Origin of the sequence: Sphaerisporangium sp. NPDC005289, assembly GCF_040607455.1 — a bacterium.
In the GTDB taxonomy this organism is placed as follows: Bacteria; Actinomycetota; Actinomycetes; order Streptosporangiales; family Streptosporangiaceae; genus Sphaerisporangium; species Sphaerisporangium rhizosphaerae.
In genome coordinates this window covers 50251-62955 of record NZ_JBEXGS010000023.1, presented here as the reverse complement: position 1 = coordinate 62955, position 12705 = coordinate 50251, and the positions used below count along the sequence as shown (strand labels likewise).

At 72.5% G+C, this 12705-nt stretch carries 12 protein-coding genes; 2 read left to right on the top strand and 10 right to left on the bottom strand.

Annotated elements, in window-relative coordinates; genetic code table 11:
* Position 1: 1 nt before the first annotated feature.
* From ABZT47_RS31395 to ABZT47_RS31365, 7 genes are all read right to left on the bottom strand, one after another.
* A complete protein-coding gene (locus ABZT47_RS31395; RefSeq protein WP_354850130.1) occupies positions 2-2698 on the bottom strand; it encodes an ATP-binding cassette domain-containing protein in 2697 nt (898 codons plus the stop codon).
* On the bottom strand, positions 2695-4860 hold the full coding sequence (locus tag ABZT47_RS31390; protein ID WP_354850128.1) for a cysteine peptidase family C39 domain-containing protein: 2166 nt from the start codon (positions 4858-4860) through the stop codon (positions 2695-2697). The genes ABZT47_RS31395 and ABZT47_RS31390 overlap by 4 nt, the downstream gene beginning before the upstream one ends.
* Positions 4853-5566, bottom strand: a complete 714-nt coding sequence (locus tag ABZT47_RS31385) for a hypothetical protein (protein ID WP_354850125.1) — start codon at positions 5564-5566, stop codon at positions 4853-4855. The genes ABZT47_RS31390 and ABZT47_RS31385 overlap by 8 nt, the downstream gene beginning before the upstream one ends.
* Positions 5563-5859, bottom strand: a complete 297-nt coding sequence (locus ABZT47_RS31380) for a hypothetical protein (RefSeq protein WP_354850122.1) — start codon at positions 5857-5859, stop codon at positions 5563-5565. Before ABZT47_RS31380 ends, ABZT47_RS31385 begins: the two co-directional genes overlap by 4 nt.
* Before the next feature lie 95 nt (positions 5860-5954).
* A complete protein-coding gene (locus tag ABZT47_RS31375; protein ID WP_354850120.1) occupies positions 5955-6242 on the bottom strand; it encodes a hypothetical protein in 288 nt (95 codons plus the stop codon).
* Positions 6243-6391: 149 nt separating this feature from the next.
* The gene (locus ABZT47_RS31370; RefSeq protein ID WP_354850117.1) at positions 6392-7171 is read right to left on the bottom strand and encodes a hypothetical protein; all 780 of its coding nucleotides are present in this window, start codon (positions 7169-7171) and stop codon (positions 6392-6394) included.
* A gap of 142 nt (positions 7172-7313) precedes the next feature.
* Positions 7314-7649, bottom strand: a complete 336-nt coding sequence (locus tag ABZT47_RS31365) for a hypothetical protein (RefSeq protein ID WP_354850114.1) — start codon at positions 7647-7649, stop codon at positions 7314-7316.
* 714 nt (positions 7650-8363) lie between these two features.
* Between ABZT47_RS31365 and ABZT47_RS31360 the strand changes: the two genes are divergently transcribed.
* Positions 8364-9188 carry a hypothetical protein gene (locus ABZT47_RS31360; protein WP_354850373.1) on the top strand — a complete coding sequence of 275 codons (825 nt, stop codon included), beginning with the start codon at positions 8364-8366 and terminating at the stop codon, positions 9186-9188.
* A 13-nt stretch (positions 9189-9201) separates the two neighbouring features.
* Here the strand turns inward: ABZT47_RS31360 and ABZT47_RS31355 are convergent, their stop codons facing one another.
* Positions 9202-10194 carry a YafY family protein gene (locus ABZT47_RS31355; protein WP_354850111.1) on the bottom strand — a complete coding sequence of 331 codons (993 nt, stop codon included), beginning with the start codon at positions 10192-10194 and terminating at the stop codon, positions 9202-9204.
* Between the two features lie 63 nt (positions 10195-10257).
* Between ABZT47_RS31355 and ABZT47_RS31350 the strand changes: the two genes are divergently transcribed.
* The gene (locus ABZT47_RS31350) at positions 10258-11373 is read left to right on the top strand and encodes an epoxide hydrolase family protein (RefSeq protein ID WP_354850108.1); all 1116 of its coding nucleotides are present in this window, start codon (positions 10258-10260) and stop codon (positions 11371-11373) included.
* 78 nt (positions 11374-11451) lie between these two features.
* Here the strand turns inward: ABZT47_RS31350 and ABZT47_RS31345 are convergent, their stop codons facing one another.
* Both ABZT47_RS31345 and ABZT47_RS31340 read right to left on the bottom strand, forming a co-directional pair.
* Complete coding sequence (locus ABZT47_RS31345; protein WP_354850105.1) at positions 11452-12039, bottom strand: Uma2 family endonuclease; 588 nt, start codon at positions 12037-12039, stop codon at positions 11452-11454.
* A gap of 137 nt (positions 12040-12176) precedes the next feature.
* Entirely contained in the window at positions 12177-12578 is a 402-nt protein-coding gene (locus ABZT47_RS31340; RefSeq protein WP_354850102.1) for an ASCH domain-containing protein, read from the bottom strand.
* Positions 12579-12705: the final 127 nt, after the last annotated feature.

Genomic DNA, 12705 nt, shown 5'->3' with positions numbered 1-12705 from the left:
CTCAGACCTCCTGTCGGCGGACCATGCGCGCGAAGAGCGGACTTTGGTCCATCAGCTCCTCGAACGGGCCGTCGGCGACGACCCTGCCCTGGTCGAGTACGTAGATCCGATCCGCCGACCTGATGGTGCTCAGCCGGTGCGCGATCACGATGCGGGTGATGTCGAGCTCGGCGATCCTCCGGCTGACCAGCGCCTGGGTGTGGTTGTCCAGCGCGCTGGTCGCCTCGTCGAGGATGAGGATCTTCGGGCGCTTCACCAGCGCCCTGGCGATGAGCAGCCGCTGGAGCTGCCCGCCGGAGAAGGAGGCGTTGTCCTCGCCGACGACGGTGTGCATGCCCATGGGCATGGCGGCGATGTCGCCGTCCAGGTCGGCCAGGCGGGCGGCCCGCCAGGCGTCCTGCTCGGTCGCGCCGGGCACGTCGCCGACGATGTTCTCCATGACCGAGCCCCGCAGCACGCGGGCCTGCTGCATCACCACGCCCACCTGGGAGCGCACCCGGCGCAGGTCCAGGTCGCGCAGGTCGCCGCCGTCGTAGAGGACCTGGCCGGTGCGGGGCGGCTCGAAGCCCAGCAGCAGCCGCACCAGCGTGGACTTGCCGGCGCCGGACGGGCCCGCGACCGCGACGAACTCGCCCGGCCGGAACACCATCGACACCTCGTCCAGGATCCGCATCGCGGTGCCGGGGTAGGCGAAGGAGACTCCGGCGAGCCGCACCAGACCGGTCAGCTCGCCGGGGTCCTTGGCGCCGGGCGGGGTCTCGGCCGGGCGTTCCAGCACCGGGCGCAGCCGCTCGAACCGGGGCAGCAGGGCGAAGGCCGCCTCGACGGCCCGGTTCATCTGGCCGAGGGCGAGCACGAACTGGCCGAGCGCCACGGCGGCGACCACGAAGGACGCGGCGGGCACGCGCAGGGCCAGCCCGGTGACGGCGAGCAGGAGCAGCAGCGCCGGCTGCGCGGAGGCGCCGATGGCCGCAGAGACCGCCCGTTCGCGCTGCGCCGCGGCGGCGGCGCGCTGCTGGGTGGCGAACAGCCGCGACCACAGGCCGAAGACCTGCGCCTCGCGGCCGGCGACGTGGATCTTGTCGATCGCGCCGAGACAGGCGTACAGCAGGGAGTAGACCTTGCCGTACTGCTCGTGCATGACCAGCTCGTGGCGCTGCTGGCGCACGGCGCGGGCGGCCAGCACGCCGAGCAGCACCGCCACCCCGCCGAGCGCGGCCAGGGCCATCCGCCAGTCCACCGCGACCAGCACCAGCAGGCCGAACAGCGAGAACATGCCGCCGAGCAGGGAGTTGACCGCGGCCTCGCCGAGGGACTTTCGCATGTCGGAGACGGCGTTGGCCCGCTGGACCAGCTCGCCGGTGGAGTACTGGTCGAAGAACGGCAGGTCCAGGGAGACCAGGTGGCTCCAGACGGCCGGTTCGAGCCGTTCCTGCAGGCGGCTGTGCACGCGCACGAGCACCGCGTTGCGCACGGCGAGCAGCAGCGCGCCCGCGCAGACCACGCCGACGATCATCACGGCGGTCCAGACCATCGCCGGCCGGTCGGCGGGGTCGGCCGCGGAGTTCAGCAGGGTGAAGGTGAACATGGGGACGCCGAGGGCGAGCAACGCCGCGCCGCCGCCGGTCGCGAGCAGCCAGGCGAGCTCCCTGCCCGCGCCGCGCAGGCCGAACCTGAGCAGGGCCAGGGGCGAGGCGACGCCCTCGCCGAGCGGCGGGTAGATCTGCAGGGCGTCGGGGGCGAGGCCGGCGGCCACGGCCTCGGTGACCCGGCGCCGGCCGGTGGCCGGGTCGGCGGCGCGGTAGCCGCCCCGGTGCGGCAGCAGCGCCACCGGCCGCCCGCCGTCCCGGGTGAAGCCGATCATGGGGACGGTGGCGGTGCGCCACCAGCGCCCGTCCAGGCGCACGCGCCGGTGCCTGACCCTGGCGGCGTCCAGCGCCGCGCCGAGCGGGTCGGCGGAGGGTGAGTCGTCCTCCCGCGCGGCCTCGCCCGCGCGGGAGGAAGCGGAGGGGGCGCCGAGCGCGGGCCCGGCGTCGGGGGCGGCGAACCCGCAGTGGTCGCCGAGCGCCTTGACCACCTTGGCGGCGCGCTCGGCGCCGGTGCGGGGCCGGTCGGGCGAGGGCGGCGCGCCGGCGGCGACGGCGACGTCGGCGAACGAGCGCCGCAGCGTCTCGCCCGTGGCCGCCGCGCGGGCGGCGCGCCAGTTGTCCCGGTCGGCGTCCTCGGCCTCGGCCAGCAGCAGCGTCCGCGCCAGCGTCTCGCGGTGCAGCGCGCGCAGCTCGCGCTCGCCCGGCGGGTCCTGCGTCCCGGCGTCGCGACGGTTTCGGGACGGCGCGCCGTCCGGGCCGGCGGTCGCGCCCGGGTGGCGCAGCCGGCGCGCCCAGGCCGAGAGCGCGCCGGCCTCCCTGCGGACGCGGCGCACCGCGGTGCCCTCGGCCGGGGAGGCCGTGACGGTATAGCCGCCGGGCAGGTCGGTGGCGGCGAACCCGTGCATGAGCTGGCCGGTCTCCACCCGCAGGACGCGGTGGCGGCGCCCCTGGCCGTCCAGGGGGGACAGCAGGACGTCGACCGAGCCGCTCACCACGCGCCAGCAGGCGTAGGGGTCGATCAGCTCGATCTCGCTGACGGGGTAGCCGCCCGGGTCCCCGGCGAAGGGGACGCCGTTGACGCCGTTCGGGCCCACAGGGTGTCGGTTCATGCCGCTTCCTCGACGAGCGTGCGGTAGGTGCCGGGCTGGGCGATGAGCTCGGCGTGCGTGCCGCGCTGGACGACCCTGCCCCGGTCGAGCACGAGGATCAGGTCGCTGTCGCGCACCGTGCTGAGCCGGTGCGCGATCACCACGCAGGTGCAGCCCCTGGCCTTGAGGTTGGCGTCCACCAGTGCCTCGGTCTCGGCGTCCAGGGCGCTGGTCGCCTCGTCGAGCACGAGCACCGAGGGGGACAGTGCGAGCGCGCGGGCGATCTCCATGCGCTGCCGCTCGCCGCCCGACAGGTTGCGCCCGCGTTCCTGGACCCACCCGCCAGAAAGCCCGCCCCTGCGGTGCACCACGTCGGCCAGGCAGGCGTCGGTGACGGCCCTGCGCAGCCGGTACGGCGGGACCGTCGGGTCCCACAGGGTAAGGTTGTCGGCCACGGTGCCCTCGAACACCTGGAGCTGCTGCTCGACGTAGCCGACCGAGGTGGTCAGCGTCTCGCGGGGCGTGTCCTGCCGTGGCACGCCGTCGAACCTGACCTGCCCCGACCACGGCTGCACCGCTCCGGTGAGCAGGCGCGCGACCGTGGACTTGCCGCTGCCCGTGCGGCCGACGATGGCGATGCGCTGGCCCGGTTCGGCGCGCCATGACAGTCCGTCGATGACGGGGCCGTGCTGGCGGTCGTAGCCGAAGGTGACCCCGTCGAACTCCACCGCGCCGCGCAGGCCGCCCGTCCCTTCGGGCGCGCGGGGCGGCTCGGCGTGCCGCGGGTCGGGCTCGGCGCTGAGCGCGTCGTCGAGCATGCTGGTCTGGGCGGCCACGACCTGCGCCTCGGCGCCGATGCCCACCAGCGAGGACACCGGCACCAGGAAGGCGCCGACCAGCAGCTGGGCGGCGATGACGGTCTCCATCGTGACCTCGCCGCGGGCCGTGAGCACCGCGCCGGTGATGACCATGGCGGCGCCGGCGAGCGAGCCGAGCGCGGCGGGCACCACCATCAGCGCCTGCGTGACCCGCATGAGGTCCTGCGTCGCCGCCATGGTGCGCGCCGACAGGCCCGCCCACTTGGCGAAGAACCAGTTCTCCGCCCCGTCGGCCTTCAGCGACTCGGCCATCGAGACGCCGTTGAAGGCCATGCTGTCGCGGCGGTGCTCGTCGAAGATGAGCCGCTGCTGGTGCGGGGCGCTGCGCCGGCTGACCGCGCGCATCGCCGCCAGGTTGACCGCCGCCAGCAGCGCGGCGACCGCGGCGAAGGCCGGGTGGAAGGCGAACAGGATCGAGGAGTGCACCACCATGGTGAGCAGGGCCGCGATGACCGCCGCGACCCGGTCCGACATCAGCAGCGCCAGCCCCGCGCCGAATGACGTGCGGGTCACCAGGCCGCCGGTCCCCCGCCGGTGGAAGTGGTCGCCGGGCAGCCGCAGCAGCCGCCACACGTACCGGCCCGACAGGTCGGCCGCCATCGCCAGTTGCACCGCGCCGAGCAGCCGCTGCTGCGCCCACGTCCCCGCCAGGGTGAAGCCGACGCAGCCGAGCAGCCCGAGCAGCACCGGAGCGCTCCAGGCCGCGTCGCCCGCGACCAGGACCCTGCCCAGCAGCAGCCGGGTGAGCAGGGAGGTGACCGCCGCGGGCAGGGCCAGTGTGAAGGCCATGACGGCGATGGCGAGCAGCGCGGCCAGATAGGGCCGCACCTTCGCCAGCGCCGAGCGGGCCATGGGGAAGCGCGCCCCTCCGGGAGCGAAGCCCTCGCCCGGGCGCGGGACCAGCACGATTCCGCTGAACCTGCGCCGGAACTCTTCCCTGCTCAGCCGGATCCTGCCCACGGCGGGGTCGTTGAGGTAGGCCCACCGCTTGCGCAGGCCCTCCAGCACCACGTAGTGCCGGCGGTCCACGAAGATCATCGAGGGGACGGGGAAGGTCTCCAGCTCGTCGGCCTCCACCCGCCAGCCGGCGACGGTGAAGCCGTACTCCTCGGCCGCCGCCTTGATCCCCGCCCCGGTCAGCCCGTCCCTGCCGACCCCGCACCGCTCCCTGATCTCGTGCAGGGGGACGCGCAGGCCGTGGAAGGCGAAGATCATGCTCAGGCAGGCGGGCCCGCAGTCGGCGTCCTCCATCTGGGGACGGCGCTCGGTGCGCACGGGCCGCGGCCGGGCCGTGCGCTCAGCCACGGCGGCCTCCGCCGAACAGGGCGTCCACGGGCCGGACGACGGCGACGGTGATCTCCCCGGCGACCGGGGTCAGCGTGGCGCCCGGCCAGGCGGGACGGCCGAAGTCGACGGTCACCAGGTAGCGCCCCTCGGCCCGCAGGGAGTCGCCGTAGAGCGGGCGCAGCAGCTCGCCGGAGGCGGGGTAGGGCTCGACGGCGCTCACCCTGCCCTGCCACCCGCCGCCGAAGGCGACGGGCTGGCCGGGGGCGAGCGAGCCGACCCTGTCGCGGCCGACCGTCAGCAGCGCCCGCAGGGGCCCGGCGGCCGGGTCGACCGCCGCGACGGTGCCGCCGGCGGCCAGGGCGGCGCCGGGCACGGCCGTGCGCAGCACCCGGCCGCTCGCCGTGCCCGTCACCACGTGCCTGCGTCCCCGCGCGTCGGCGATGACCGCCAGCGGCGTCACGGGCGTCACCTCCTGGCCCGGGCGGACCAGGACCTCGGCCAGGCTGCCGGTGACGGGCGCGGCCACCCCCACGGGGCCGCCCCCCGCCACCAGCACGCCCGTGCCGGCGACCACGTCGCGGACCTGGCCGAACCAGGCCCAGCCGACGGCGCAGGCGGCCACCAGGATGAGCGCGACCGCGGCGAGCCACGCCTTGGTCCGGACCGTGGAGACGAGCTGGTCGATGCGCTCGCCTCCCGGCGCCTCCACCGCGGTCATGGTCATCGCGGATCTCTCCCCGGGGAGTACTGCAGGCAGAAGCACAGGCTGAGCAGGCACGGAGGCGGCGGCGGCGCCTCCGCGCCGTCGAGGATCTCGATGACCAGCTCGGTGCCGGGCTCCGGTGGCAGCGTCGGCGCGACCGACCCCTCGGCCAGCCGGATGTCGAACTCGGCCAGCACGACGAGGGGTTCGCGCTCGTACCGGCGCCGGAGTTCGCCGTCGAGCCAGGACTTCGCCGTCAGCTCGCCGAACGCTCTGCGCTGGACCGTGTCCCAGCCCATCGTGTCCACATTCATCACAAGGCCTCCCGCCGCGGTGTATGAGATGCTTTTTCCGGCGAGGTGGTGGGCATCTGGACTGCCCACCGCCCCGCCTGGGACTGCTGTGATCGTCAGGCGGTCTGCCCACCGGAGAAGCAACCGGTCGGGCAGCTCACGGTGCCGATCGTGCCGAGGGCGCCGCCCGCGGACGATTCGAGGCTCTCCAGGTCGATGGCCTGGCCGGGCTGGGCGGGAAGGTCGGGCGGGGGCAGCTCCCGCGGCCACTCGACGCCTGCGCCGGCGAGCGCGGCGCGGGGGTCTCGTTCGAATTCCCGCCTGATCGTCTCGTCGGACCAGGCGCGGGCGACGAACCGGGCGAGCTGGGTGCGCAGTTCGGGGGACAACGGGTCTTGCGGCATGGTGTCACCTCGGTGGTGAGGCTCCGGTCGTCGCGGACGCTCGTCCGCTCTTCCCGGGAGGTCAGGGGGTTGACCCCTACGAGGACCAGACTTGTCATCGGCGACAGAGCACGCCAGAAACAACTAACACCGACGTGTCGTGATGTTCGTCATATCTGGTAGTCCGTCTTTCCCGATGGGAGCCGCTGCTCCCGATGCGCGAACCCGCGCATCTCCGTCTGCGCCTCGCGGGCCATGTCGAGCATGCGGCCCAGCTCCGTCTTGACGGCCGCGGCCTCGCCGTCCACGCCGGACAGGACGGTGCGTCCCTGCTCGGCGATGGCGTCCAGGCGGCTGCCGAGGATGGCTTCCAGCTCGCGGACGGTCCTCACGCGCTGTGCCGCCACCTCGACCGTGGCGAGCTCGGCCCTGGTCGCGTACAGGACCCGCGCCGTCTCGGCGAAGTGCGTCAGTCCCGCCAGCGGGATGGCCGCCACCGCCACCGACAGCGTCCAGGACAGGCCGCCGGCCAGAACGTCGCCGAGGGCCATCGACTTGAAGGTCTCGGCGACGGCCACCAGCGCGAAGGCCGGAAGCGGGTAGGGCCGGGGAAGCAGTCCCAGCGTCATCGCGGTGAGGAAGACGCTGGAGGCGGCCCACCACTCGCCGAGGAAGGGCAGCGGAAGGTAGGTCAGCAGCGCCATCACCCCGACCGCCCAGCGATGCCAGGGACCGCGCGGACCGGTGCAGCCGGCCGCGATGTAGAGGGCGACGACCACCGCCGCCAGTACGGCACCGGGGATTCGCGCGGGCCGCGCGTCCTCGATGTAGTGCACGAACGTGGGTGTCATCAGGTAGAGGGCGAACGCCACGATCGCCGCGCGGCCGATCCGCACCTCCAGCGGCGCGCGAGCGACCGCTTTGGGCCCTACAACCCCTGTCTGGGTCACAAACGGATCATGGCAACCCATTCGGGGGAAGGCAACGCATCACGGAACCCGCTTTCCGGAGGCACCCGGCGGCGGCGGGCCGCCGGGTGCCACGACGGAGGTCCCGGGTGCGCCCTCGGGAGGGAACGCGACCCAAGACGGGTCAGGCTTTCGCTTCCATGCCGCAGCCGTAGGTGGAGGCGGTGCCGAGGCAGCCGCCGATGCTGCTGATCGAGCTCACCGAGCCGAAGCAGCCGTCGGCCGGGGCCTCGGTGCCGGCCGCGACCTCCAGCTCCTCGATGCTGAACTCGCCGGCGGGCTTGGGCGGCAGCGGCGGGGTGGCCACGCCCTCGGGGTAGGCGATGCCGTACTCGGCCAGCATCAGCCGGGGCTCGCGGCCGTAGCGGGTCTTGACCTCGCCCTCCGACCAGGCGGCGGCGACGAGCCTGGCGAACTTCTTGCGGTCGTCGTCACCGAGAATGTAAAGGCTTTCGGCCATCGGGCCACTTCCTTCCGCCCGGCTCGGCGGCCGGGATCCGACGGGAGCGGCAGCGGGCATCTGGACTGCTCGCTGCCTCTTTGCGCAGGTCCAGACTCGCCCCGCACGCCCGCCGCCGGTAGAAACAACTAACACCAACCGCTTGTGATAACTGTCATGTGACACCGGGCCGCGCCCCTTCTCGCGGACGGGACGTCGCCGTTCCGCCCGCCGCGGGAAAGCAGCGGCTCTCTATCTCTTCTCTGATATGCCGATTACAGAAATCGGCCGCGAGGGAAACCAGAAGCCTATTCGGATCTCCCTTTATCCCCCGTTGGCCGGCGGCCCGGGGAACGGGCCGTCACGGTGATCGGCGGACGTGACACGGAACAATCATCCCGCCGGTGACGCCATATCACAGCCGGCCCTCTCCGGCGTGAAATGGCGATGCCGGTCGAGCGGTACGGCCGTCCCGGCGCGGCCCAACCCCTGGTAATCGGCCCTGCCCGATCGCCCAGCCCCGGCGCCGGGCCGCAACGCGCTTCGATCAACCGCGCCATATGCCGAGGGCGTCAGAAAGCGGACACGTTTCTTGTCAAATCCATCCCGCGGACAGACAGTTGGGATCCCACCCCATCCACGGACTCCTGGAGCCGAGCCATGCGTGTATCCGCCAGAGGAAATCGAGGACGCCCGATATCGGCCGTCCGGCGCGTGCTGTGCCTCGTCGTGGGAATGGTCGCCGCGGCGTCCCTCATCGCGCCGTCCGCCACCGCCCTCGCGCTGCCCACCCCGAAGGCCTTCACGTCCTACCTCGACCTGGAGTGCTTCAAGACCAGCACCTACCAGCCGCCCACCACCACGCTGACGCTGAAGCACCTCAACCCGGTGCTCCAGGACCTGCCGACCGAACAGGTCACCCTCGGCGCGCGCGAGAAGCTGTGCGTCCCGGTCGCCAAGAACCAGGTGATCCCGCCGTCCGGCGTCCTGGACTTCATCCGGTACGTGGACCTGTCGTGCTACCGGATCACCGGAGCCACGGTGAACAGGTCGCTCGTCCTCAGCCACCTCAACCCGGTGCTCCAGGACCTGCCGCGCGAGCAGGTCGTCATCACCGCCCCGCAGCACCTGTGCGTCCCGGTCGCCAAGAACGGCCTGGTCCCACCCCCCGAGGTGCTGTCGCTGGTCTCGCACATCGACCTGAAGTGCTACGGGCTCACCCCGAACACCCTGATGAACCGCAAGCTGGCCCTCACCCAGCTCAACCCGGTGCTCACCAGCCAGATCCCCACCACGTCGGTACAGGTCACCTACGGCCGCCAGCTCTGCGTGCCGGTGCTCAAGGCCGGCGACAGCGTGCCGACGGCGGTGGCGAACATCGTGCGGTGGATCGACCTGGAGAACTTCGACGTCATCGCCCCCGCGATCAACCCGGTCACCCTGAGCCTGAAGCATCTCAACCCGGTGCTCGCCGGCCTGCCGGCCGAGACGGCGGTCCTGTACGGAGCCGCGCAGCTCGGCGTCCCGGTGGCCAAGAACGGCCAGTTCCCCCCAGGCTGACCGGCCACGAGGCTCATCCCACTCCCGCCGACCCGGCCGGCTCCCCCGGCCGGGTCGCGCGGGCGTAGCGGTCGGCGAGGGCGCGCAGGCGCTCGACCAGCTCCGGGGGCTCGGTGACCTGGAAGTCCAAGTCCAGCATGCCGAGGTGGACGGCCAGGGTGGTCAGGCCGTCCGCCCCGGTGTGCAGCACGCACGTGCGTTCGTCCACCGCCTCGACCACGCCGACGGCGGGGTTGACGCGCTCGGCCACGACCTGGGCCGGGGCGTGCACCAGGACGCGGGCCCGGTGCCGCCATGCCGCCGCCGACACCCCGCGCGCGACATGGGCGGCCGCCCCGCCCTCGGGCGGATCCCGGGGCGGGAAGCGCGGGCCGGTGGGCGTGCGCGGCTCGACACGGTCGGCGCGGAAGGTCCGCCAGTCCTGACGTTCGACATCCCAGGCGACCAGGTACCAGCGGCGGCCCCACGACACCAGCCGGTGCGGCTCGACGGTGCGCACGGCGGCCGACCCGTCGTGCGCGCGGTAGTCGAAGCGCAGGCGCTCCCGGTCGCGGCAGGCCGCGGCGAGCGCGGTGAGCACGCCGGGGTCGACCGAGGGCCCCGGCCGGTCCGGGGGCACGGCCTCGATGGACGCCTGCAGGGCGCCGACCCGATGACGCAACCGGGACGGCAGCACCTGCTCCAGCTTGGCGAGCGCGCGCACCGAGGTCTCCTCGATGCCGGCCACGGCGCCACGGGCGGCCGTCCGCAGCCCGACCGCCACGGCCACCGCCTCCTCGTCGTCCAGCAGGAGCGGCGGCATGGCCGCGCCCGCGCCCAGCCGGTAGCCGCCGTCGGTGCCGCGCGTCGCGTTCACCGGGTAGCCCAGCTCGCGCAGCCGGTCGACGTCGCGGCGGACGGTGCGCTCGCTCACCCCGAGCCGCTCGGCCAGGGACGCGCCCGGCCAGTCGCGCCGGGACTGCAGCAAGGACAGCAGGCGCAGCAGCCGCGCCGAAGTCTCCAACATGGTTCCCAGCCTGCCCCACCTTCAGGACAGGACCTGACCGGAAGGCCCTCTAGTGTCCCTCTCATGAACCAGAACGCAGAGATCAGGCCCTTCCGCATCGACGTCCCCCAGGCCCGGCTCGACGACCTGCACGACCGGCTCGACCGCACGCTGTGGCCCGACGAGATCCCCGGGACGGGCTGGGACTACGGCGTGCCGGTGGAGTACGTCAGAGGGCTCGCCGAGTACTGGCGCGACGGGTACGACTGGCGCGCGCAGGAGGCCGCGATCAACCGGTACCCGCAGTTCCTCACCGAGATCGATGGGCAGAACATCCACTTCCTGCACGTCCGCTCACCGCACCCGGACGCCCTGCCGCTGATCCTCACCCACGGCTGGCCGGGCTCGATCGTGGAGTACCTGAAGATCATCGACCTGCTCACCCACCCGGAGGACCCGGCGCAGGCGTTCCACGTGGTGATCCCCTCGCTGCCCGGCTTCGGCTTCTCCGGACCGACCAGGGAACGCGGCTGGAACCGGTACCGCACGGCCAAAGCGTGGGCCGAGCTGATGCGGCGGCTCGGTTACGACCGCTACGGCGCGGCCGGCAACGACGGCGGCTCGTTCGTGGCCCCCGAGCTGGGACGCCTCGCCCCCGAGCACGTGGCCGGCGTGCACGTCACGCAGATCTACTCCTTCCCGTCGGGCGACCCGGCCGAGTTCGAGAAGATCACTCCCGAGGACAAGAAGGCGCTGGAAGTGCTCCAGTGGTTCTACGACAACAAGATGGCCTTCAACGTCCTGCACTCCCAGCAGCCACAGACGCTGTCGTACGCGATCTACGACTCGCCGGTGGGCCTGCTGGGCTGGAACTCCCAGCTCCTCGGCGACGCCGCCGACCTGGGCGCCGACTTCGTCCTCACCAACACGATGCTCTACTGGGTCACCGGCACCGCGACCTCGGCCACCCGGTTCTACTACGAGGACGCCCGCGCCGAGCACCCCAAGGAGCCCACCACCGTCCCTCTCGGCCTGGCGATGTTCGACGGCGACTTCGTCTCCATGCGCACCTTCGCCGAGCGCGACCACGCCAACATCGTCCACTGGAAGTCCTACGACCGCGGCGGCCACTACGCCGCCCACATCGTCCCCGACACCCTCGCCGCCGACCTGCGCACCTTCTTCACCCCCCTCCGCTGACACCGGCGTTCCGCTCGCGACGGCCGTCACAGCGACTCTGTTCGGCCATGCGGGAGGCGGCCGGCCGATCTCTGAGATTCAGATCAGCAGCACCGCCGTGTCGAGGTCGAGGCTCCATGGCTCCGGGAGCTCCAGCGTGTCCCCGAGTGCCACGGCCACCTCGTGGGTGTAGCCGTTCCCGCCGGGGTGACTCAGAAGCCGTGCGGTGCCGCGGAAGGTGTCGATGACCAGGTAGAGGGGCACCCCGGCCAGCGCACAGTTCCAGGGTTTGACGTCGTGGTCGTCTTTCTGGCTGCTCGGCGAGACGACCTCGACGACCAGGAGCGTCTCCTCACCATAGACGTTCTCCGCGTCCCACATGCGAGGCTTGGAGGGGACCACGGTGACGTCCGGGCGATAGCGATCTATCTGGGCGCCGAGAAAGACCTTGATGTCGTTACAGATGATCCAGTCGCGGTCGGCCACGACCGACATGATCTGCATGAGAAGCCGGAAGATCACCTGGTTGTGATCGAAAGTAGGCATCTCGCCGATCACGATCCTGCCGTCGATGATCTCAACGCGGCGCTCCTCGCAGATCTCGCATACCTTCCGGTAGCGCGACTCGAGATCGTGTCGTCTCGTCTCCTGCGGTGTCGCCCTCGGCGCAGCCAGCACGGTTCCCATCTCTCCATCATCCCCTCCCAGCCGGTGGACGCAACGTACATACGGAAACACGAAATGTAGCGCCGATGAATGCCGGCCAGGGGACGAACGCCATCAGCAGGCGCTACCACCGCGCCTTGGACGGGCCTCTGGGCCGGTCAGGGGGTCTGGGTGAGGCGGAAGGAGAGGCAGACGACCGGGGTGTCGTCCTGGACGGGGGTGCCGGCGCGGGACCAGTAGCGGCGGTGGCCGGCGCGCCAGTCGTCCAGGGAGGCGCCGCCCTCTCCCTCGGCGGCGGCGTGCTCCCAGGTCACCTCCATGAAGGGCTTCACCTCCACACCGGTGATCTCCACCGTGGCGACGGGCGCGCCATCGTCGTCCAGCACGGCCAGACGTTCGCCGGGATACTCCAGCCCTTCGGTCTCGGCGGCGTATTCGGCGAGCAGACCGGTCGTCGCGGTCTTCACACCGCTCACGACGAGGCCGTTCAGCCAGGCCCGCATCTCGCCAGGGGTGCCCAGTTCGAGGGAACGCATCCCGTCGACTCGCGGCCACACCACCACAATCACCTCATCGCCTCGTCATTGGCTCGACCGGCCGGTCGATGAGCGGTCCTCCACGGGGGGTTCGCCGCTCAGGTACGGCGAATCGGGAGCCTCGGCCGGGTGAGACTGTATCCGGACCGCC

Coding starts and splice junctions, on each gene's coding strand:
- ABZT47_RS31375 (WP_354850120.1), bottom strand. CDS start 6,242: ATGCCGCAAGACCCGTTGTCCCCCGAACTGCGCACCCAGCTCGCCCGG.
- ABZT47_RS31345 (WP_354850105.1), bottom strand. CDS start 12,039: ATGGGAACCGTGCTGGCTGCGCCGAGGGCGACACCGCAGGAGACGAGA.
- ABZT47_RS31395 (WP_354850130.1), bottom strand. CDS start 2,698: ATGAACCGACACCCTGTGGGCCCGAACGGCGTCAACGGCGTCCCCTTC.
- ABZT47_RS31355 (WP_354850111.1), bottom strand. CDS start 10,194: ATGTTGGAGACTTCGGCGCGGCTGCTGCGCCTGCTGTCCTTGCTGCAG.
- ABZT47_RS31365 (WP_354850114.1), bottom strand. CDS start 7,649: ATGGCCGAAAGCCTTTACATTCTCGGTGACGACGACCGCAAGAAGTTC.
- ABZT47_RS31380 (WP_354850122.1), bottom strand. CDS start 5,859: ATGAATGTGGACACGATGGGCTGGGACACGGTCCAGCGCAGAGCGTTC.
- ABZT47_RS31350 (WP_354850108.1), top strand. CDS start 10,258: ATGAACCAGAACGCAGAGATCAGGCCCTTCCGCATCGACGTCCCCCAG.
- ABZT47_RS31385 (WP_354850125.1), bottom strand. CDS start 5,566: ATGACCATGACCGCGGTGGAGGCGCCGGGAGGCGAGCGCATCGACCAG.
- ABZT47_RS31360 (WP_354850373.1), top strand. CDS start 8,364: ATGGTCGCCGCGGCGTCCCTCATCGCGCCGTCCGCCACCGCCCTCGCG.